The sequence below is a fragment of the Streptomyces anthophorae genome, from assembly GCF_049310305.1.
GTDB lineage: Bacteria > Actinomycetota > Actinomycetes > Streptomycetales > Streptomycetaceae > Streptomyces.
Window position 1 is genome coordinate 93,048 of sequence record NZ_JBLWQQ010000002.1, and the last position, 19,149, is coordinate 112,196.

Annotated in this window: 15 protein-coding genes; 6 read left to right on the forward strand and 9 right to left on the reverse strand. The window is 68.9% G+C overall.

Annotated elements, in window-relative coordinates; translation table 11 throughout:
- The first annotated feature begins 123 nt into the window (after window positions 1–123).
- From ACNYS0_RS43395 to ACNYS0_RS43420, 6 genes are all read left to right on the forward strand, one after another.
- Complete coding sequence (locus tag ACNYS0_RS43395) at window positions 124–888, forward strand: GntR family transcriptional regulator (RefSeq protein WP_422404945.1); 765 nt, start codon at window positions 124–126, stop codon at window positions 886–888.
- Window positions 889–938: 50 nt separating this feature from the next.
- Entirely contained in the window at window positions 939–1,538 is a 600-nt protein-coding gene (locus ACNYS0_RS43400; protein WP_422405061.1) for a P-loop nucleotide/nucleoside kinase family protein, read from the forward strand.
- A 150-nt stretch (window positions 1,539–1,688) separates the two neighbouring features.
- Window positions 1,689–1,958, forward strand: a complete 270-nt coding sequence (locus tag ACNYS0_RS43405; protein ID WP_422405062.1) for a helix-turn-helix domain-containing protein — start codon at window positions 1,689–1,691, stop codon at window positions 1,956–1,958.
- A 668-nt stretch (window positions 1,959–2,626) separates the two neighbouring features.
- On the forward strand, window positions 2,627–5,029 hold the full coding sequence (locus ACNYS0_RS43410) for a hypothetical protein (protein WP_422404946.1): 2,403 nt from the start codon (window positions 2,627–2,629) through the stop codon (window positions 5,027–5,029).
- A gap of 20 nt (window positions 5,030–5,049) precedes the next feature.
- Window positions 5,050–5,970 carry a hypothetical protein gene (locus ACNYS0_RS43415; protein ID WP_422404947.1) on the forward strand — a complete coding sequence of 307 codons (921 nt, stop codon included), beginning with the start codon at window positions 5,050–5,052 and terminating at the stop codon, window positions 5,968–5,970.
- A gap of 135 nt (window positions 5,971–6,105) precedes the next feature.
- Window positions 6,106–6,777: a DnaB-like helicase C-terminal domain-containing protein gene (locus ACNYS0_RS43420; protein WP_422404948.1), complete on the forward strand. Its 672-nt coding sequence runs from the start codon at window positions 6,106–6,108 to the stop codon at window positions 6,775–6,777.
- A 56-nt stretch (window positions 6,778–6,833) separates the two neighbouring features.
- Here ACNYS0_RS43420 and ACNYS0_RS43425 read toward each other — a convergent pair whose 3' ends face one another.
- The 9 genes from ACNYS0_RS43425 to ACNYS0_RS43465 all read right to left on the reverse strand — a co-directional run bounded on the left by ACNYS0_RS43425 (window position 6,834) and on the right by ACNYS0_RS43465 (window position 18,898).
- Window positions 6,834–7,070 carry a type II toxin-antitoxin system CcdA family antitoxin gene (locus ACNYS0_RS43425; RefSeq protein WP_422404949.1) on the reverse strand — a complete coding sequence of 79 codons (237 nt, stop codon included), beginning with the start codon at window positions 7,068–7,070 and terminating at the stop codon, window positions 6,834–6,836.
- Window positions 7,071–7,254: 184 nt separating this feature from the next.
- Window positions 7,255–9,042, reverse strand: a complete 1,788-nt coding sequence (locus tag ACNYS0_RS43430; RefSeq protein WP_422404950.1) for a hypothetical protein — start codon at window positions 9,040–9,042, stop codon at window positions 7,255–7,257.
- Window positions 9,043–9,190: 148 nt separating this feature from the next.
- On the reverse strand, window positions 9,191–9,598 hold the full coding sequence (locus ACNYS0_RS43435; protein WP_422404951.1) for a hypothetical protein: 408 nt from the start codon (window positions 9,596–9,598) through the stop codon (window positions 9,191–9,193).
- Window positions 9,599–9,662: 64 nt separating this feature from the next.
- Window positions 9,663–10,931 (reverse strand): hypothetical protein, encoded by a 1,269-nt coding sequence (locus ACNYS0_RS43440; RefSeq protein WP_422404952.1) that lies wholly within the window; start codon window positions 10,929–10,931, stop codon window positions 9,663–9,665.
- A 124-nt stretch (window positions 10,932–11,055) separates the two neighbouring features.
- Window positions 11,056–11,964 carry a hypothetical protein gene (locus ACNYS0_RS43445; protein WP_422404953.1) on the reverse strand — a complete coding sequence of 303 codons (909 nt, stop codon included), beginning with the start codon at window positions 11,962–11,964 and terminating at the stop codon, window positions 11,056–11,058.
- Window positions 11,961–16,031, reverse strand: coding sequence for an SNF2-related protein (locus ACNYS0_RS43450; protein WP_422404954.1), 4,071 nt, complete (start codon window positions 16,029–16,031; stop codon window positions 11,961–11,963). Before ACNYS0_RS43450 ends, ACNYS0_RS43445 begins: the two co-directional genes overlap by 4 nt.
- A gap of 760 nt (window positions 16,032–16,791) precedes the next feature.
- Window positions 16,792–17,283, reverse strand: a complete 492-nt coding sequence (locus ACNYS0_RS43455) for a hypothetical protein (protein ID WP_422404955.1) — start codon at window positions 17,281–17,283, stop codon at window positions 16,792–16,794.
- A 608-nt stretch (window positions 17,284–17,891) separates the two neighbouring features.
- Window positions 17,892–18,290: an N-acetyltransferase gene (locus ACNYS0_RS43460; protein WP_422404956.1), complete on the reverse strand. Its 399-nt coding sequence runs from the start codon at window positions 18,288–18,290 to the stop codon at window positions 17,892–17,894.
- Window positions 18,291–18,418: 128 nt separating this feature from the next.
- Window positions 18,419–18,898: a DUF6166 domain-containing protein gene (locus tag ACNYS0_RS43465; protein WP_422404957.1), complete on the reverse strand. Its 480-nt coding sequence runs from the start codon at window positions 18,896–18,898 to the stop codon at window positions 18,419–18,421.
- Between the last annotated feature and the right edge of the window lie 251 nt (window positions 18,899–19,149).

Sequence of the window (19,149 nt, forward strand, 5' to 3'; positions counted from 1 at the left end):
GGTGGTGCGTTGGTGTTCCCGGAGGATCACCAGCGCCTCACCTCCATCAGGTTGCATCAGGTAACCTCAGGTGTCAAGCGGTATAGTGAGGCAACCAGATGACATAAGAGGAGGCGAAGGCACATGTCGGGGCCGCCCCGAGCCGACAATCGGCCGCCGTACGCGCGTGTCGCGGGCCACTATCGCGACCTGATCAGTGCCGGAAGCCTCAGGCCGGGCGATCTCCTGCCGAGCATCAAGACCTTGTCGACGGAGTGGGGGATCAGCACCGCCACCGCGGACCGTGCGATGCGGCTACTGCGCGAGGAGAAGCTGGTGCAGGGCATCCCCGGCGTCGGCACCGAGGTGATGGCGCACCCCATTTCGTTGTCCTCGGGAGCGGAGCGGCACGACCGCAGCAGCAGGACGCAGTCGTCGTGGGGCGCCGGCGAAAAATCGTCCGACCACACCGGCGGCATCGTCGATGCCCCCGAGGACGTCGCTCACGTGCTGGGAATTTCGCCTGGTGACGACGTAATTCGACGCAGCCGCGTCTATCGAGACGACCACGGCATCGTTGCGCACTCCACTTCGTGGATCCCGGCCGAGTTCGCCCGCGCAGGCGCTGTCCCGGCGCTGGCGCGAAGCGAGCGACTCCGAGGCGGTCTCTCGTTGGACCTGATCGCCAAGGCCACGGGGCGCCGGGTCGCGAAGCGCCTGGACGAGGAGTCCGCTCGCATCGCTACAGCAGATGACCTTGAGCTCCTGGAGTTGGAGCCCGGAACCGTCGCGGCGATCCTCGTGCTCACCGCGTCCTTTGTGGACGACGACGGCGAGTTGCTGGAGTACGGCGTGGACCTGGGTGCTCCTGGCCGCACGCGCCTCACCACTTCCGAGGTTCCGCGGTGAGTGGCCTCAGTAGCACTGCCGCCCTGGACGAGATAGCCGGCGCACCGGCCTTGGAAGGACGATTCAAGATCAACCGCATCAGTCAACCTCCGGCCGGTCGGCCGGGGCCTGCACCTCGGGCGATCCTCATGTCCGGTCTGCAGGGTTCCGGCAAGACAACCCTGGCCCGCGCCCTGGAAGAAGCCGGGTTCCGGCGCCTTTGCCCAGACGAGGAGATGTTCCGCCGCTACGGCCACTACGGCCGCGACTTCCCCCGAGGGCAGTTCAGAGTCCGGGAGGCACCCGTCCTCGAAGACATTTCTCATGAGCTCCGGCAGCTCCTGGCCGACGGGCATGACGTCGTGGTCGACCACGGATTCTGGACCCCGAGTGAGCGTGGCGAATGGGCGGCCGCCGCACTGGAGGCTGGCGGCACGCCAGTGCTGATCTACCTGCCCGCGTCACACGAGGTGCGTTGGGACCGGGTCCGGAAACGCAACGAGCAGTCCTTGGTAGATGCGAACAGCATCCACTTCAGCGAGGAGGATCTGATCCGGCACGCCGGCCGTTTCGAGCCCCCGACAGACGATGAACCGCACATCGTGTACGACGGACAACCGGCGAACGTGCTGGCTGCCCTGACACGACCACCCCGCCCCGGCGACAACTAGGACCGAGGCTTGCGAGGCCCCCCCCCCCCCCCCCCCCCCCCCCCCCCCCCCAGACACGCAGTCAACTCACTCCCCACCCAGGCTTGTTTCTGCACATGCGTGATGTATCTTTCGGGGCACCTATGAGACAGGAGGCTTGAGTTGACTGAGTTGCATGACCCGATTGCTGCACTACTCAGCAGCCCGTCCGACCTGCCTCCGCCTGCCGACCGGAGGGCCCTACGGCGTGCCGACAACCTGACGCAGGACATGGTGGCCCAAGCCGTGGGCGTCAGGCGCCTTGCCGTGGCTCGTTGGGAAACCGGTGTAACCCCACGGAGACCTCACCTTGAGCAGTACGTACGGCTCCTCGCAGGCCTCGCCCGCAAGCACCCCCAGGTGACCAGCTGGCGGCCGGCCACGGAGGCATCCATGACGTAAGCCCACACACGCGAAGCGGCCCCCGTCGCCACAACGGAGGCCGCTTCCTTGCAATTCGACTCGCTCGGACCTGAACCAAACCGAGTCGTGAGCAGCGAGGTGACCTCGTCTGCCGGGTGATGCCCGGGGCTCCTAGTTTCCTAGGGTGCCTCGTGGTCACCTACCCACAGGATAAGGGTGTTGCGCTGAAACTCCAGTGCGCTCCCTACGCCAGGCCGGTTTTGTCTGGTATCTGGCTGGTCACATCGCACCGTTCGCGACTCCCCGAACAGGGGAGATCACTCCATGTACGACCTCCGTCGCCGCACACTCGCGGCCGCGGGCATGCCCGGCCACCGCGGCTCGGGCGCAACTTCCTTCTCTTCCGGCGTCGCGATCCGCCCCCTGGCCGCAGTTGGTCTTGGCCTGCGGGCCCCGGATCTACTGACGCGTTTGAACCGCCCCGCTACGCGCGCCCCTGATGCCCATCCCCACGAGGGTGTTCGCCTGGCTGCTGCATGGGCCGGCCACGGCGGTCTGATCGAAAATTCTTCGTCTTCTGCAGTCACGTTTGGGCCCCGGGCGCTCCTTGGGGTGGGTATGCGGATTTTTGATCGCCCCGCCCGCCTGAGCCCCGCACACGGCCTGTGTGTGAGCGGCGGTGTGTCCCTGTGATGGCGAAGTCGGCGATGGCCGCGACGCTGGAGGGCCTCCCTGCCGGCGGGGTGCCGGGTGGGCGGCGGCTGCGTTCCGTTCCGGCGGCCGCTGGCGTGTCCGAGCGGCCTGCGCGGCATCCGTTGTCGTTGGGCCGGGATGTGCGTGCCCGGTTGCGTGGCGCGGTGCATGCATTGTTGGAGGCGCCGGGTCTGGAGGGTGTGTCGGATTCGGTGCGTCTGGCTGTGCTGGTACTGGCGTCGCGGAAGCCGGCGGAGGCCGATGAGGTGCTCATTCGCAGGAAGGAGCTGGGCCGGTGGATCGGGCTGGCCGAGCGGACGGTGTCCTCCGTGACGTCGGGGCTGCGTGGTTCGAGCGTGGCCACGGTGGAGACGGAGGAGGGCGAGTTCTGCCAGGCCGACGGGCTGCGGTGTGAGGTGCTGCCTATGTCGGGCGCGCGTGGTGTGATCGGGCATCCGCTGGCGCTGTCGAAGAAGGAGCTGGCTCTCTTCCAGCAGCTGATGGAGGCTGTGATGGGGCCTGGGTGGACGCACCGGGACGGCCGGGTGTCTCCGGCGGGGCTGATCGGGGCGCGGAGCGGGCACGGGGCTGCGACGGACCGTCTGGCGCTGCTTCTTTTGGTGTTGGAGGCGCGGGAGAACGGGCATGTGCGCCTGTGCGGCGGCACGGTGGACACGCACACGGGGCGGGCGGCGGCGACGCTGGCCCGGCTGATGGGCTGCACCCCCGCGGGCGCGGCAGGGATCCTCAAGCGGCTGGAGAACCAGGAGCTCGTGTTCCGGCCCCGGGCGGGGACCGGTTCGAATCTGAAGCAGCGCACGCACCTGGTGGTGCCAGCCGTCGCGGCCGCGCACGGTCACACTCGCGCTGCGCTGGTCCGGGAGGGGCGTGTTCAGGCGCCGAAGCCCGTGTTTTCAGACCCCGCCGTAACGGCAAGGCCTAGTGAACCTCCTGCGCCCGACGCTCAGCCGCAGGTCAACGGGGTGCCGAAGCCCCGGAAGGCGGATTTTGCAGACCCCGCCGCCACGGCACCCCTTCACACTGATCACTCTCACCTGGAGACTTGGGCGGTTCCCCCCACTGTGCGTACGGGGTTTTCCGGCGAAGCCGATCAGTGGTCCGGTGATCTGCCGGGTCGCGCGTGCGGACGCGAGGATGGCCCGCTGCGCGGGGAACAGCCCGAGGAGTTCCCGGCCTATGGCGATGAGCGTGCAAGCCAGGCTGCTGCGTCGGTCAGCGGCAGGCCGCAGGCCGTTCGCCTCGTCAAGGCGCACCAGCAGCGGGGGAGCCTTCCGGATGATCTTGGTGTGCGGGTTGCGTTGGAGCCGGTGACAGGTCTGTGGGAGCAGCTTTCGGACGGGCAGCAGAACCTGGTCGAAGCGGCCGCGAAGGCGGAGCTCGAGCAGCTGGCGGGCCTGCTGGTGCAGCCGGATGCCGCGCCGCGGCTGCTGGCCGGGCGGCTCACCGACCGGCTGCAGGAGACCGGTGGTGAGGCGCTGGTCAAGCGTCCCTTCCCGTGGCTGATCCGGCGGGGCCTGGTGCAGCGCCAGGCCTGCACGGACCCGCGCTGCGACGACTCGATCCGCCTGGATTCCGGTGGCGACTGCGACACCTGCCACACCGTCATCGACTTCAAGCGCGCCCACCGCGCCCGGGCAGCCGCCCGGATCGACAAGGAGCTGCCCGACCTCCCGGACAGCGAGCGCCGCCAGGTCCTCGAGGAGCAACTGCGCGAGGCGGTGGCCGCCGAAGCCGACGAGGTTGTGCGCCGGCATGCCCAGGTCGCGGTCGAGCGAGCCGAGCGGGCCAAGGCCCAGCAGGCTGCCCGGGAGCAGGCCGAGCGTGACCGGGCGGCTGCCGCGGCCGCCGACGCCGCACGCCAGGCCGAGCCCTGCCGTACCTGCGGCGCCCCGGATGCGGCCGGGCACTGCGAGCTGTGCGCCGGCCACGAGAGCGTGCAGCGCCTGCTGACCGACGCCGTCGACCTCGCGGTCGCCGTCCGCGCCGACCTCACCGACCCTGCCGCTACCCGTGCCCTGCTCGAGCAATGCGAGAACGACACCCGCCAGCTGGTAGCGGCGAAGGCAGGCGAGCGGCCCGGTGACGGCGATGCGGCCGCGGCCCTGCGGGTACGGGCCGAGCTGCAGCTCGTGCGCCGGATCAGAATCCAGCGGCGGCAGGCAGCGCTGCACCGGCTGTGCCGCGCCGAGGCCGCTGTCGCGGAAGGGGACGCCGCCTACGAAGGCCACCGTGCGCAGTTCCCGCTGGCCCCACAGGACGATGCGCAGATGGCTGCCCGGGCGGCCGAGCAGCAGATGGCAGAACAGCTGCTGAATCAACGCCTGGATCGCCTGGCCAATCTCAAGGCAGAACGGCTGCCGACTGCAGGTCGTGAATCGTTGGTCAACCGAGGCTGAATACCGAGGAGGAGCAAGAAATGCCCAAGAAACGGAAGAAAGACCGCAAGCAGTCCAAGCCGCGCAACCCCGTACGCAGCGTCCCCAGCGGAGTCGGGAGTGCACAGCCTGAACTGCCGGAATGGGATACAGAGTTGGACTGGGATACCGAAGACGACGAGGGCTTCGAATGGCTGGGGAGCCTTCGTTCCCGATTTCCTCTCCCGGATGATGCCGTAGCAGCGGCGCGGGCGGGCGAGATGGTGGAGTGGACCGGGAACATCGACGGCGGGATGATGCGGCACCGTGTGCTGCTGGCCGATGACGGCACTGCATCCGTCGAACAGGCCGTGTTCATCGACGTCGTCCAGGAACACACCTTGATCTGTGCCTGGCACCAGACCCCGGCCCCGGAGCGGCAAGCCATGCAGACACAAGTCCTCGCGGCGCTGGATGAGCTGCATGCCGCGCTCCGCCCGGTGCTGGAGACGAAGATCCGCGCACATCAGCCCAGCTACACCGCTCCGGTGCCGGAGTCCTTCCACGAGGACCCGGAGCCGCACGGCCCGGGACTGCCGCTCTTCGGGTGGCGGATCATCCACCCGGTCTCCGGCGAGACGACATGGGAAGAAACGGTAGACGTCGCCACCTGGAACACCTCGCTGGCCATGTCCGGATGGCTTGGCGAGTACGACCACATCGTTGAGCTGAAGCAGGTCGGCTTCGTCCGGCTGCTGCAGCGCCACAAGGTGTCCGCGGTGCTGTGCTCGGGATGCGACCTGCCCCTCACCGACCGCCATCCGCGCTGGCCCGGCATCTGGACCACACCCACCGAGGTCGGGCCGTCGTGTGACGCGGGCGGCACGGGGACCAGCCCAGAACCCCGCTTCGGGTCCCTCACCGACCGTGACTTCGGCGCCCCGCACCGCCCCGAAAGTGAACTTCCGGTCGCCCAGGGATAGGAGCGCGCACGGAGGCTTCGGGATACCACGTCTGCGACGGATGCCGCGCAACTGCGTCACAACAGGTTCGTTGACCCGTCGCACGCTGAGCACCGACCTCTTTGAACGCCCGAGTCCCCAGAAGGAGACTGCGCCATGAGTGAGACCTCAGCAGAAGACAGAATGCTGTCGCACAAGCCGAGGGAGCCGGAGGACAAGCCGCTGCCGACCCCATGGCCGCAAATGGATCGCACCCTCGCGTTGGAGCCCGACCGCTTCGTCACCCTGGGATGCCGGTCCCGCAGCCGCGAGGCAGAAGCCGGCTACGACATCGCTGTGCACAACGCCGCCCAGGGGACTCCCGTGCTGCTGTTCGGACCACGGCTAACGCCCCGAAATTCCGTGCCCAATTTGCTCATCGATCGCGCCCAGGAGCTGACACCGAGCCGGGTGGACAGGCTTGTGGAGGGGCTGGTCCGCCGCCCTGCCCCGCTGCGTCTGGTGGTGATCGACCGCCTGCAGCTGATGTTTACCGACGACGGTGAGCCCGTACGCACCGCGGCACAAGCCGATGAGGTCGGCCGCGACCTCCACACCGTCGCCCGCAGGTACGAGATTCCAGTCCTGCTCATGGCACGCCTGGAGCGTCCTCGGCGTGCGGGACACCTTCTGGAGACAGACGACCTCGGCATCGCGGCGGAACTGGTGTACACGGCGAACAGCGTGATCCTCCTCGACCGAACGGAGCCTCATCAGGTCCAGGTGCTCGTCGAGAAGGACACCTCGGGGTGGGCGGCAGCACCGCGCCGTGAAGTTGTCGACTGGTGAGCTGGCCCGATTCCGCTTTCCTCGCTCTTGGGAGCGGGTGACGCTCAGCCTCTCGCTTACGCTGCGGCACCGCCGTGCAGCTCGTCGAGGGCATCAAGCTGCATCTCATCGAGCTCAGCGAACCCCTGAGCACGAAACTCCTGCCATCGAACGAGCCGGGCGGCGGAATCCCGTACGGCCTGTGTCATGACCGCTTCCGCCACGTACGCCGACAGGTTCCCGCCGGCTTCTTGGGTCGCCGCTTCCAGGACGTCCAGGGGCAGGGTCACCGTCACGCGCTTGCGGGCCGTCATGCCCATGAGCGTAGTCACCCGCATCCCGGCATGCACGAAACAGACGACTGGCTTTGTTCACGTCGCAGAGCAGTTTCGACAGCAGTTCGGGAGGCAGCGCGCACATCCGATGTTCACGAGAACGGACAGCGCCATGGTGGGGCCATCGCTCCACTCAGGCCGGAGACAAAGAATGCCGGTGCGGTCAGGAGTGACGCCAGTGGTCGTGCAGCTGCTGGACATCGGCTTCGAGGACGTCCAGCAAATCAGCATCGTCGACGGGGACTTCCAGCCCGGACGCGGCGGCGATGGCCGGGTAGTGCTGGCGCACGCTGGTGTCGGCGGCCGCGAGCAGGCTCGACAGCGGTGCCTGGTCCGAGGGCGTCGTCTCGTCGACGGCGATCAGCAGCTGGACCTGTTCCTCGGCCGTCATCTTCGGCAATGCGCCTCCGAGCTGCTGCTCCAGGCGCTCCCATGTGGTCGTGGTCTGCTCGCGCGCGGCCTTCTTGAGGGCCCCGCGTACGGCCGCGGCCGCGGCGCGCAGCTTGTCCGGCGCGAGCTGCGGCTGCCGGGCCACCAGTGCAGGGCGGGCCGGAGCGGTGGGCGCGGGGAAGCGGTCGATCCAGATCTGCGCATGGCGACGCTCCTTCTCGGAGAGCAGGTCGCCGATCTGGTCCACTGCGGCGGCCAGCTTCGCGGCGAGCTCGTGCCGCTCCTGGTCGCCGGCCACCTGGTTCTTGTTGAGGCGTTCCATCAGGCGGCAGGCCCTGGCGAGGCCAGAGCGCTGCCGCTTACTCAAGGAAGGCTCATCCGGGGCCGGTTGGGGCGAGCGCGGTGTCGACGGGCCGGCCGTCCACGTCGCCGAGGTGACCTTCGCCGCGGGCCGGAGCATATCCCGGGCCGCGCTGATCAGCGCCGCCTCCTCGCCGGTGGGCGGACCGTCGTCGTACTCGAGGAGCGCGCGGACCTGAGGGAGCAGGGAACGCACGGCGCCGCGGGACCCGGCACGTTCGGCCTGCCTCAGACGGTCGAACAGCATCGAGCGCGAGTCCTGCTGACTGGCCAGGAAACGGTCGGCGTCGGCAAGGACAGCCTCAAGGCGATCCAGCGCGACGCCCTCGCACCGGGAGCGCTGCTCCTGGGCCGCGCTGCGCAGCCCGCGCACATAGTCGGCGTTGCCGGCGCGGACGGCCGAACTCAACAGACGCAGCAGCGCGCCGATCTGCAGCGGCCCCTGCGGGTCGGCGTCGTCCGCGGGGACGTCGGCCGGCTCGGCCTGTCGGGGCGCCGGGGGAGTGGTGGAAGCGGTGCGCTGGATGCGAGTGACGGCCGGCGTCGTGAGCCGCCCGTCCGGGCTGATCTCGCATTCGTCGGCGGTGAACCACTCGGTGCCCTCGTCGGCGGTCTGAGTCCCGAACGTGATGACCCGGCTGGAGCCGGAGGTGGTGAAGCGGACGCGGTTGACGTAGCGCATCCGGATCAGTCGTTCGCGGGAGACGGGGACGCCGGGGCCGAGGATCAGTTCGCCGCCGACGCCGTCCCAGTCCGCGGGCAGAGTGGGGTCCATGTGGATGCGCAGGCGCCGTCCGGCCAGGTCGATGTCAACGAGCGAGCCGAGCGGCGCCTCGTCGTGGTCGACGAACCGGTACGCAGGCTCGTGGCCCTGCCGACGCAGCCAGGTGCGGGTGCCGTACTTCAGGTACAGGTGGTCTGCGCTGCTGTCGCCGTGCGATCGGCGCGTGCACGGTGGCAGTAGCCCGGTGGGGTCGGGGCGGTGGCAGAAGTGACAGACCCGGTCGTCGGTGCACCGCCTTGTCACGAGCTCGCCGCCGCAGCCGCCCAGCAGTCGGCCACACCACCATTTGGTCCCGGCGAACTCCTCCCGGAGTTCGTCGAGTTCATACGGGTCAGTAGGGCAGAACGCCGGCTCGTCGGAGTCCGCGTCCTCACCGACGACAGCCGTCCGGATGATCGGTTGGCCCTTCCGCCCCATGTGTCCCCCCACATTGGTCGCCCTCTCCGTACCTCCCGTGGCCCCGGAGGCCGTTGGAGGTGACGAACTCCTACCCCGGCGGAAGTCCGCTCACGACGCTGCGCGGAGTTCCCCGCGGACGGTTCAGGGGGCCCGGCAGTCCCTGTCCTCAGCCCTGGCCGGTACCGGTGTCCCTGGAATCTCCGTCCTGATTGAGCCGGTTGATGAGGTCGCGGGCCTTTCGGCGTGCTTCCTCGGACACCACGATGCCGTTCCGTTCCAGCTCGGCGATCGTCTCCTGGGCGCGTGCTTCCCGCTCGGCGTCGGTCAGATCCAGTACGGAGCGGGGCTCGCCGGGGCCCGCGGGGTGTACTTCCAAGTCGCCGTTTTCGTTGACGAGCGCGCGCCGACCCGGGTAGGCGCGCTTGGCAATGTCGACGTCCCGCTCGTCGAACGCCCCGTAGAAATACATCACTCCGTGGACGAGCTCGCGTTTGCGTACGCCGGTGGGCCAGCGTGCGAGCACGGCCTCGGTGGTCATCGGCTCGTCGGGTGAGGGCAGGTCGGGCCCGTGCACGGCTCCTCCTCGGCGTAGAGCGGAACGGCCTCATCAGAATCACGGGGCAGTGCAGCTCAGTCCATTACAGCCGGGTCGAGGGAGGCCGAGGCGGGTTGCTCCGGGATTGCGGTGGCAGGGGGAGTGCGATGCCGGCGTCATTGGCCGTGGCGCCGGGGCGCAGGGTCCAGGGGACGGTGCCGGTCGTGGTGAGCCACTGGTTGGTGACGAGGCGCTGCACGACGAACGTCCGTGCCATCCGGGGCAGGTTCCACCCCATCCCGTTACACAGCTGTGTGTAGGAGGGGCCGTGTCCGTGCTGGGCACGGAAGGCGACGGTGAACTCGGCCGCTTGCGGGCCGCGATCAGGGTGGGAGTCCTTCCAGGCCCCGTAGGCAACGCGCGCGCTTTTCGGGATGAAGGCGGGGTGGCTGGGCTTGGAGAAGGCATCAGCCACCTGCTCGGTCGGCAGGGCGCAGTGCGCGCACTGCTCGACAGCTTCGACGTGCCGCAGCAGGGCTGGTGTTGCGCGCTGTTTCCAGTCCTGCCAGGCCGCCGGATCGAACTCCGGCTGCGCGACCGAGCTAGCCCGCCGGGTGGTATGGGCGGCGTGGTCGTGGTCTTGCTGGTTGGCCTCCTGGTGCAAGCACCACGGGGCCATTCCTGACAGGTGTCGCATCGTGTCGTCGAGTTGGTAGTGCGGCTCGTTCACCTCGGTAATGAAACCCTTGGCGATGAGCTCGGGCAGCGCATCGCGGCAGTCGCTGGGCAGCGCGGCAGGGAGGTCGCCGGCGAGCGTGGGTGAACTGTGCGCGGCCAGGAACAATGCGGCGAGCCGGGCGGCTGGCGATGTCTTCCTGACAGGCTTGGCGGCGAGGGTCCGAGTGATCCATCCCGACACCCTGGACCGGGCCAACTTGCCGAATACGAGCGGCCGATCGAGGTCGGCATCGGCAGTGAGCTCGGGCACCGTAACTGGTACTACGGCCTCGGTATCCGCGGCGAACAGGTCTCCGCCGAAAGACCAGCCGAGTTCCCTCAACTGTGCCACCGCGTGCGGTGCGTCGGTCAACCGCAACGAGCGCAGATCGACGCCGGTGAGGTTGCCCGTGCCACCGCGGGCGGCGCGAATGCCTACCACGGCGGCAAGGAGCCGAGAGTCAGTGCTGCTCAGGGGCAGCCGGACGACGTACGACAGCAGGACACGTGCGGCTTCCCCTTGAGCGCGGGTCAGCAGGTAGGCAGGCAGAGCGGCCTTCTGCTGCGCGGGAACACTCGCACGGGAGAGCGACGAAGAAGCGGACATACCGCTACAACGTGCTGCCCAGGCGAAGGACACGAGCAGGTCAGCCATGCGGGCACAGCCGTCAACGGAGCACCGTGTTCACCACCTCATCGGGGCTGCTGAGAACCTGCAGGCGCCGCGGTCGGGCCATTTCCGACGAAGACCGTCCATCGACACCTCTCGGCAGCATCCGTCATGCAGAGTCGGCCCGGGCAGTCGTCGCGGAGACCTGCTCTCGTAGATCAGCGATGTCGATGGCCAGGCGTTCGGCGATGTCGGGAAGCCGGACTCCGGGGACTGTGGCTGCGAGACGCAGCGCGTCCTCGTGCAGTGCGCACTCCAGAGGCATGGCGCTCTGCAGGTGCGCTCGTGCCCGTGCCGCGGCGTCGCTGATGAGGGCCTGGATCTGCTCCGGCCCCGGCGCGGGCGCGGGGGGAGCGGCTACGGCCGGGATGGGCGGCGCTGGTTCGGCGGCCGTCTCGGGAACGTAGGGGGAGATCAGGGGCGGCTCGGCGCACTCGCGGTACCACGCCCATGCGTGCTGGGCAGGGATGTGGACCCTCCCACCAGGCGATGTGCGGGTGGTGACGACCGGCTCGGCGGTGCGGGCGGCGGTGCCCCCGCGCGGGGGAGCGGTGGGCAGTCCGCGCAGCATGGCAAAGTCGGCGGGGCTGGTGGTCAGGCGCGCGGCGACAGAGTGGGCGAGGGCGGCGACGTGTTGGCACGGCACTGAGCCGCAATCGCAGTGGAAAGAGATTTCCTCCTGCGTGGGCTGGGTGGGCACGCCACCGGTGTGTGCCGGGTCGCGCAGGCACGCGAGGAGGTCTCCGGTGTGAAGAGCTTGGTGGTGGCTGCAGGTGGGGGAGGCTGTTTGCCAGGCCGTGGCCTGGGTGTCGTTGAGTACCGGCATGGTGATCACGGGGTGCGCCGGGGTGGTGTGGTGCCGGTCGGTGGCGGTGGCGTTGACACGGCTGGGGGCGAGGACGAGATGAGTGAGGCCGCCAGCGGACAGGGCGTTGTGGCCGGCGAGCCAGAGGGACTCGTCGTTGACGGTGGCCCTCAGGAGCGTCTGCCAGGCGTGGGCGAATGTGTTCGGGGTCATTGCTGGGCTCCCAGAGCGATCAGGTCGATGATCTGGTCGTCGGTCAGTTCGGTGAGGGCGGAGTAGCCGTCGGCGAGTACGGCGTCGGCCAGGGCCCGTTTGTGGTTGAGGAGTTCGTCGACTCGGTCCTCGAGGGTGTTCTCCGTGATGAGAGGATGCACGGTGACGGTGCGCTGCTGGCCCAGGCGGTGGGCGCGGTCGATGGCCTGGTTCTCTCTGGCCGGGTTCCAGGGGCGGTCGAAGAGAACGACGTGGTTGGCCTGGGTGAGAGTGAGGCCGGTGCCGCCGGCTTTGACGGTCATCACCATGAGCTGGCCGGAGCGGGACTGGAAGGTATCGAGGATGCGCTGCCGTTCGCGGATGGAGGGGATGTCGCCGCTGAAGTAGAGCGGGCTCAGGCCGTGGCTGCGCAGGTGCCGTACGAGGAGCTTGGCCATGGACCGGTAGCGGGTGAAGATCAGCGCGGATGTCTCGGGGCCCGTCAGGGTGGGCAGCAGGTCGTCGAGTGCACCGATCTTGCCGGACCGGGATGCCGCCTGCTCGGGGTTGTACTCATCGTCCAGCGCGTCTTTGAGGTACTGGGCTGGGGTGTTGCAGATCTGCTGGAGCTTGTTGAACAGCTCCAGCAGCAGACCCTTGCGGTGGACCCCCTCGGCGTCGCGGATCGCCTTGAACGTGTCGTCGGCCGTCTGTTGGTAGAGCTGGACCTGTTCCTCGCTGAGGCCGACGATGCGGGGCCGGCTGTCCTTGGGCGGCAGCTCGGTCAGGATGCCCGGGTCGCTCTTGCGGCGGCGCAGCATGAAGGCGCTCATGAGACCGGATAGCCGGGCGGTTCGTTCGGTGTCGGCGATGTTGCCCTCGATGGGGCGGGCGAACTGATCGCGGAACACGCGTTGCGTGCCGAACAGGCCGGGGTTGAGCCAGTCCATGAGGGCCCAGGCCTCGGTGAGGTTGTTCTCCACCGGGGTACCGGTCAGCGCGACCCGGGTGGCGGCGCGGATGCGGCGAAGTGCGCGCGCCGTCGCAGTGCGGTGATTCTTGACCATCTGGGCTTCGTCGGCAACGACCAGGTCGAAGCGCAGCAGTGCCAGCAGGTCGACGTCGCGGCGGAGCGTCTCGTAACTCGTGATGACGATCGTGCGGGAGGTGGCGTTTTCGAGGGTGCGGTCAGCGCCCAGGTAGCGCAGGGTCGGCACGGTTGGGGCGAAGCGGTGGACTTCCCGCTCCCAGTTGATGACGACGGAGGCCGGGCAGACGACGAGGGTCGGCCCGGTGGCGCCTGGCGTGGTGTCCCGGCGGTGCAGGTGCAGCGCCAGAGCGGTCAGGGTCTTTCCCAGGCCCATGTCGTCGGCGAGCAGCGCGCCGAAGCCCGCGTCGGTGGTGTTCGCCAGCCAGGACAGGCCCAGTTGCTGGTAGTCGCGCATCGTTGCCTGCAAGGCTCCTGGCGCGGCCACGGGGGTGGTTCGTGAGCCGCGGCGTAGGAATTCCACGAGGTCGGCGAGGGCGGCCGCCGGCTCACAGGGCATGTCCTGTCCGTCGATGTCGATACGACCGGTCAAGGAGCCGCGCAGCGCCTGGTCCGAGGAGATCGGGCCGACACGGCGGTCAGCAGCGCGGCGGGCGGTGTCTTCGTCGACCATCACCCACTGGTCTCGGACCTTGGCCAGCGGTCTCGGCGCCTGGGCGAGGCCGTCCATCTCCTCGTCCGAAAGGTCGGAGTTCCCGACCGACATCTGCCACCGGCCGTCCAGTACGTCGTCGAGAGAGAACCGCGGCCGGGGGACGGCAGCGGATGCATCGGGCTGTTCCCCGATGACTGCGCGGGTACGCAGGCGCTCGGCCCACTGGTGGTGCCAGTGCACCATCAGGCCGGCCCGTTCCAGTTGTTCCCGTGTGGCTCCCAGCAGCAGGACGGCCTCACCGGCGAGCAGGGTGAACCGGCCTGGCACGGGGCACTCGAGAAGCCGGCCGGCCGGCTCCCACACTTCGGCGATACGCCGCAGCCGCCGACGAATGTGTCCCATCAGCGCTTCGTCGCCGGCGAATTGCTCAGCCGGTTGGAACAGCTGCTGCTTGCGGCTTTCCTCCTTTGGCTGTGCGAGCAGCAGTTCGGCCCACAGCAGTTCCGTGTCGTCGGGGCTGCCCTGCTTGGGCGCCTTGATGGACAGCTTCAGGTCGACGTCCGGTGCCGCGGCGCGTTCGTCCGCGGCGCGATCGGCCCACTGGTGCAGGGCGGCACTGCTCTGCTGCTGCGGAACGGAAGCCGTGAACGGGACCTGTCCCAGGACCGCTGACGCCCCGGGGCCGCGCAGCATCGCCTCGGCAACCGCATCGAGGCCGGCGCGGATCGCGACGCGCGGGGCCCACAGGGCATAGGGCTGAGTGTCGGTGGCCGCCCCGCAGTGCGCGGGAGGCGCCATGGCCTGGCGCAACTGGCGTACGCGGGTGCGTTCGTGTTCGTTCAGCGGGCCCAGGCGCCACACGTCGGCACCGAAGCTGTCCAGGGTCGGGTACACGCGGCCGTCGGCCACCACACTCAGACCCAACTGGATCACCTGGTGCCACAGCTGGACGGCCGGGGTGATCTTGTCACCGTCGGACGTCCGGGCCAGGGCATTGGCCAGCAGCCGCACGGGCACCTGCCAGCACTCCACCGAGCGAGGACCGACCGCGGCACCTCCACCGGGCAGGACAAGATGGGCGGTGCAGCACCGGATCGGGTGGTGGCAGGCGGCCTCTACCGGGATTCCGTCAGCCCGGTAGAGCAAGAAACGGCCCATGCCGTCCTGCAGATCGATGGTGATGTCCACGCCCTGGCGCAGCAGTTCGACGAGCGAGTTCTCGGCGACGACCACCTCATCACGGTCCGCGCGGGGCCCGGCCGGATTGCGATGAGCGCCCACAACGCCTGCGCCCGCAGCTACCGCTGCCGCCGAATCCTCAGCGGCGGCAGCGTCCGGAGCGCAGTCCTGCCCCTCCACGGGAGTGGCCAGCAATTCGATCAACGCCTCGGCGGCCCGGCGCTGCGCCGCCCGCTTCGTGGATCCGAAGCCGTCGGCCTCCAGCCACTCCGACTGCACCTTGCACGCGACCCGGGCAACGAAGAGTCCCGCGGTGTCCTTCTCCGGGTCCTCGACACTCAAGTGGCTGATCTTGCCGGTCTGTTTGAGCTCGTTCAGGAACATCAGCGGGTTCTTGCCGCCGACGTCAGGAACCGGGATACGACCAAGGCGTACTCGGCGACCTGCCTTCACGGTACGAGTCACCGCATCCAACAGCTGCCGAGCGGCCGAGGCCCGGGCGCTGGAGCGGCCCAGCCCCCTTTCGGTAGCGGTGAGCAGCTCACCACGGCATACACAGGCGGCGACACTCACGAACAACGGCTCCAGCCCCGTGATGTTGGGCATGCCCTTGAAGACGAGGTCACTGATCCCACCGGCCTCAGCCAACTCCTTCAGCTGCTCCAGCGGCTCCTTCTTCGGCGCGGGGCCGGCCGCTGGTCCGCTGGCCTGCGTGGGCAATGGCGCTTGAACCGGCAAGCCGGCGAGCTGGGCCAGCAGCCGTTGGGCGGCTGCGCCGCGGGCCTGCCGTTTGTTGTTGCGCCACGGCCCGAGCTCGCTGACCTGCGCCCCCTCGATAACGCAGGTAGCTCGCTGCCTGAAGAGTGGCGTCTCGCCCTTGCGTACGTCTTCCGTGTAGGAGGGCGGTGGGTCGTGGCGCAATTGCTGATGCAGGGTCAGCAGGGTGACGGCGACGCCGGGGTCGGCCGCCGCGGCCAAGGCTGCCTCACGTGCGGGCTGCCATGCTGCGGCCCGGGCCTGGAAAAGAACGGCGTGCAGGTCGCGCGGGATCAGCCCGCCTGTGTTGATCCGCAACACGATCTCGGCGACTTCCGCCGACGCGACCTGGGGCCGATCCAGGGCCTCTCGAAGGCGCGCCGGGAAGGACAGATCCCTCGCTTGAGACGTCGGCGATGCCGATGAGAAGCGGCCCGCGGGCTCCCATCCGGTCAGTGTGCTGTCCTGCTCGACCAGTTCGGCCCCGCACAGGTGACCGAGCAGGCTCACAGCCGCACCCTGATGGGCCGCCTTCCGGCTGGGCCGCGTCACGACGGCACCGTGGGCATTCGCACCGGGATGGAGCCACCCGGCCTGAGCGCTGAACATTTGAGGGTCCCCGGTGGGCACCTCGCGCACCACGAACGCCGATGGAGAGCCAATGTCTTGGCAGTGCGTATGGAGCACGGAGGTGGCCAGTTCCGGGCGTGCCGAAACAATTGCCCACGCACCGGCCACGGCTGACTGGGCGGAGGGGAGAGCCGACGCCCGCATCAACAGCAGTCGCAGGTCCTTGATCCCGAGCCGTCCTGACCCTCCACGCGCGGAGGCCTCGGCAGCGACCTCGGGGGGCATGAAGCGGTTTGTCCACGCTGCCTCCAAGAGCCGGGAGAACACGTGTGGATCCACCGACTCAAGAGCAACGCGGGAACCGGACGCAGGGTTTGGCACACGGGCGGTGGAGCTCGGTGGTACTGGGGCCATCTCAACTCTCACGGAGAACCAGGAACAAACGGGTGAGAGTCAGCAAATCAGCACTTTCGAACTCGGATTCCCGGTGGGCTAGTCCTGTCGTGACCTGGGGAAGAGTGCCGTGCTCAGCTAGTTCTAGTACTCGGCGCCAGTCAGGAGGACAAGAACACGTTCACGGAGAACACCGATCGGGGGACAGGTCATCAACGCGGCGCAATTCACCTGCCAGAGGGACCGGCTCGCTCAGGTGCGGACCGCCCCCGTCCGCGACGAACCCGGCTCCTGATCCTGGGCGGGGCTACTGGCTGCTGTCCTCGTCGTCTTCCGAGGTGAGGAATCCGCGCATCGGCTTGGGCGCCTGGGAAAGCACCTCGCCCACGCTGAGCGGTAGGTCCACCGGGGTCTCGGGCGCCGGGAGAACCGGTAGGCGCTTGACCAGCACCCCCTGGTCTTCGAGTACGTCGGCCTTCAAGTCGCCGTACCCGCGCAGGACGGCGGCGATGGCGTGGTGCATGTTGCGGCGGCCCTCCCGGTGCAAAACGGCGGCCGGGCCTTGCACGATCGCCTCACGCTGCTCGGTGGCCGCTGTCTCGCGCAGGGTGCGGGAGGTGAACCACTCCACGAACACGGCGCTGTCCTCCGCGCCGGTGATGACGACGCCATGCGCACGGTCGCGCTCGGCGGAGTCCGATCCCGGCAGGCCGACGCTGGCCAGGGCGTGCCGCACCTCCTCGGCCAGCGGCCTGGGGCGCGGGGGCTTGCGGCGAAGGGGGGAAGTCTCGTCGGTCATGCGCGAGGACCCTACTCGCCTGCGCGCTGAGCCGGGCCACAGATACGGAAGGCGAAGAGTCCCAGTACGTGAAAGTGGCTGGTCAAACCGATGACGGCGTGGACGAGGACGGCTTCCGGCTCGGCATGTGGCTGGCGAACAAACGGATTCGAAGCGACCAGCTCAGCCCCCGTCAGAAGACGGCCCTGGACGACCTCAACATGCGATGGAACGGATCCACCCCCACCGCATGATCAGTTGTCAGCCGCTCCATGCGGCGAAGCCCAGCTCCTTGGGGCCCATTTGGCCTTCTCCGCGGCCGGAAGCCCAAGGGCTTCATCGGGAAGTGACTGTTCAAGCGGATGACGGTGGGGGCTGCAGCGGGCGACCGGTGCACACGTCGACGGGGACCAGGTCGATGCCGTGCGCGGCTGCGACCCGGACGACTGCGTCATGTACAGCGGTCTCGCCCACGGACGTGAGCCCCTCCCTCTGTACCTGCTCGGTGAGGGCATGCCACTTCTCCTGCGCGACTTCCTTTTCCTCCATACAGCAAAGCTATACGGGGCGTATGTCCTGTCTCGTCCGGTAAGGCAGGGCCCGCGCGTCGGACCCCGCCTCTCGGTGAGCTATCCGGACGGTGGATCGATCCGCTGCTCGGACCAGTCATGCCGGGGCTCTCGCCGCCGCATGTGCTCGCACATCTCGGAGTCCCGGGGGAACGCGACGCCGGTCGCCGCGGTGAGGACCGGGAAGAACGCCCGGGCGTCCTCGGACTGCGGCGTCGTGGTCCACCGGTACCCGTCACAGTCGCGCAGGGCGAGGCGGACCATGCGGGAGCCGTATCCGTGACGCTGCCACGGCTCGGTGACCCTGATCTTCGCGATCAGCCCGAGGCGGCAGACCCCGCAGGACTGCCAGACCAGGCGGGCGAAGTCGTAGCCGTCTGGCGCGCAGACCCGGATCTCCTGCAGCCCGGCCGGAGAGCTGGGCGGCAGATACGACCAGTCCTCCGTGTCAGGGTCCACTTTCCACTCCAGGCTGTTGAACGGGACAGCCGGCGGGGCGGGCGCCGCGGTGTCCCGACCGTGGAGGGCGTCGGCCAGGCGGCCCCACCAGGAGCGGCGCGGTTGCGCCGTGTTCGCCGATCCCACGATCAGGAGGTCTGGCTCTGGAGCGGTGGGAGCTCCGTCAGGGCGGCGGGCAGGTCGGTGATGCCGCGCTGCAGGTACCAGGCCAGCGACCAGCGCAGAATGACGCCGCGACGTAGACGCCACTGGTCGCAGAGCTGGGACAGGACGTCGTCGCAGAAGTCCTCCCGCAGCTGCGCCAGCACGCCGTCCTCATAGGGCGACACGAAGCCGATGCCGCACGTTTCGGGGTCGCCGAGGTCGAGCGCGTCGGCGAGGATCGCGGCGGCCGCCGCGCTGGTGCCGCCGCCGTTGTATCCCCAGCCGAAACCGTGGCCCTTCGGCTCGGCGAGCTCGCGCAGCACCGTCACGTCGTACTTACGCTCGGTGGGTCCGAACTCGGGCCTCTCGACGAGGATCTGGGTAGGCTTCCGTTCCTCTTCGTCGCCCCGCGGAGTCTCGGGGCCATCCTTGATGCCGTGGTACGTGCGGTCCTCGTAGGCCATGCCGTCCCCTCCCGTTGATCTTTCGGCGGACCCAAGCCTGGCGTACTCGCCGTTCTGGCAACAGAGCGCGATGCGCCGGGGGCGGTTCAGGGCACGGCAGTGGCCCGGACGCGTGATTGGGAACCAGTGCCGGAGAACGATTCCGCCCGCCGCAGCTGCGGCGGGCGTGGTTCGTGTCGAGGCCGTGAGCGCGAGCCTCCGTTATGAGGGCCGGGCGGGGACGCGCGGGTTCATTCCAAAATTTTGGAATG

Bases quoted from the DNA above. Each gene is read 5' to 3' on its own strand.
- ACNYS0_RS43395 (WP_422404945.1), top strand. From the start codon at position 124: ATGTCGGGGCCGCCCCGAGCCGACAATCGGCCGCCGTACGCGCGTGTC.
- ACNYS0_RS43410 (WP_422404946.1), top strand. From the start codon at position 2,627: ATGGCCGCGACGCTGGAGGGCCTCCCTGCCGGCGGGGTGCCGGGTGGG.
- ACNYS0_RS43415 (WP_422404947.1), top strand. From the start codon at position 5,050: ATGCCCAAGAAACGGAAGAAAGACCGCAAGCAGTCCAAGCCGCGCAAC.
- ACNYS0_RS43420 (WP_422404948.1), top strand. From the start codon at position 6,106: ATGAGTGAGACCTCAGCAGAAGACAGAATGCTGTCGCACAAGCCGAGG.
- ACNYS0_RS43425 (WP_422404949.1), bottom strand. From the start codon at position 7,070: ATGACGGCCCGCAAGCGCGTGACGGTGACCCTGCCCCTGGACGTCCTG.
- ACNYS0_RS43430 (WP_422404950.1), bottom strand. From the start codon at position 9,042: ATGGGGCGGAAGGGCCAACCGATCATCCGGACGGCTGTCGTCGGTGAG.
- ACNYS0_RS43440 (WP_422404952.1), bottom strand. From the start codon at position 10,931: ATGGCTGACCTGCTCGTGTCCTTCGCCTGGGCAGCACGTTGTAGCGGT.
- ACNYS0_RS43445 (WP_422404953.1), bottom strand. From the start codon at position 11,964: ATGACCCCGAACACATTCGCCCACGCCTGGCAGACGCTCCTGAGGGCC.
- ACNYS0_RS43455 (WP_422404955.1), bottom strand. From the start codon at position 17,283: ATGACCGACGAGACTTCCCCCCTTCGCCGCAAGCCCCCGCGCCCCAGG.
- ACNYS0_RS43465 (WP_422404957.1), bottom strand. From the start codon at position 18,898: ATGGCCTACGAGGACCGCACGTACCACGGCATCAAGGATGGCCCCGAG.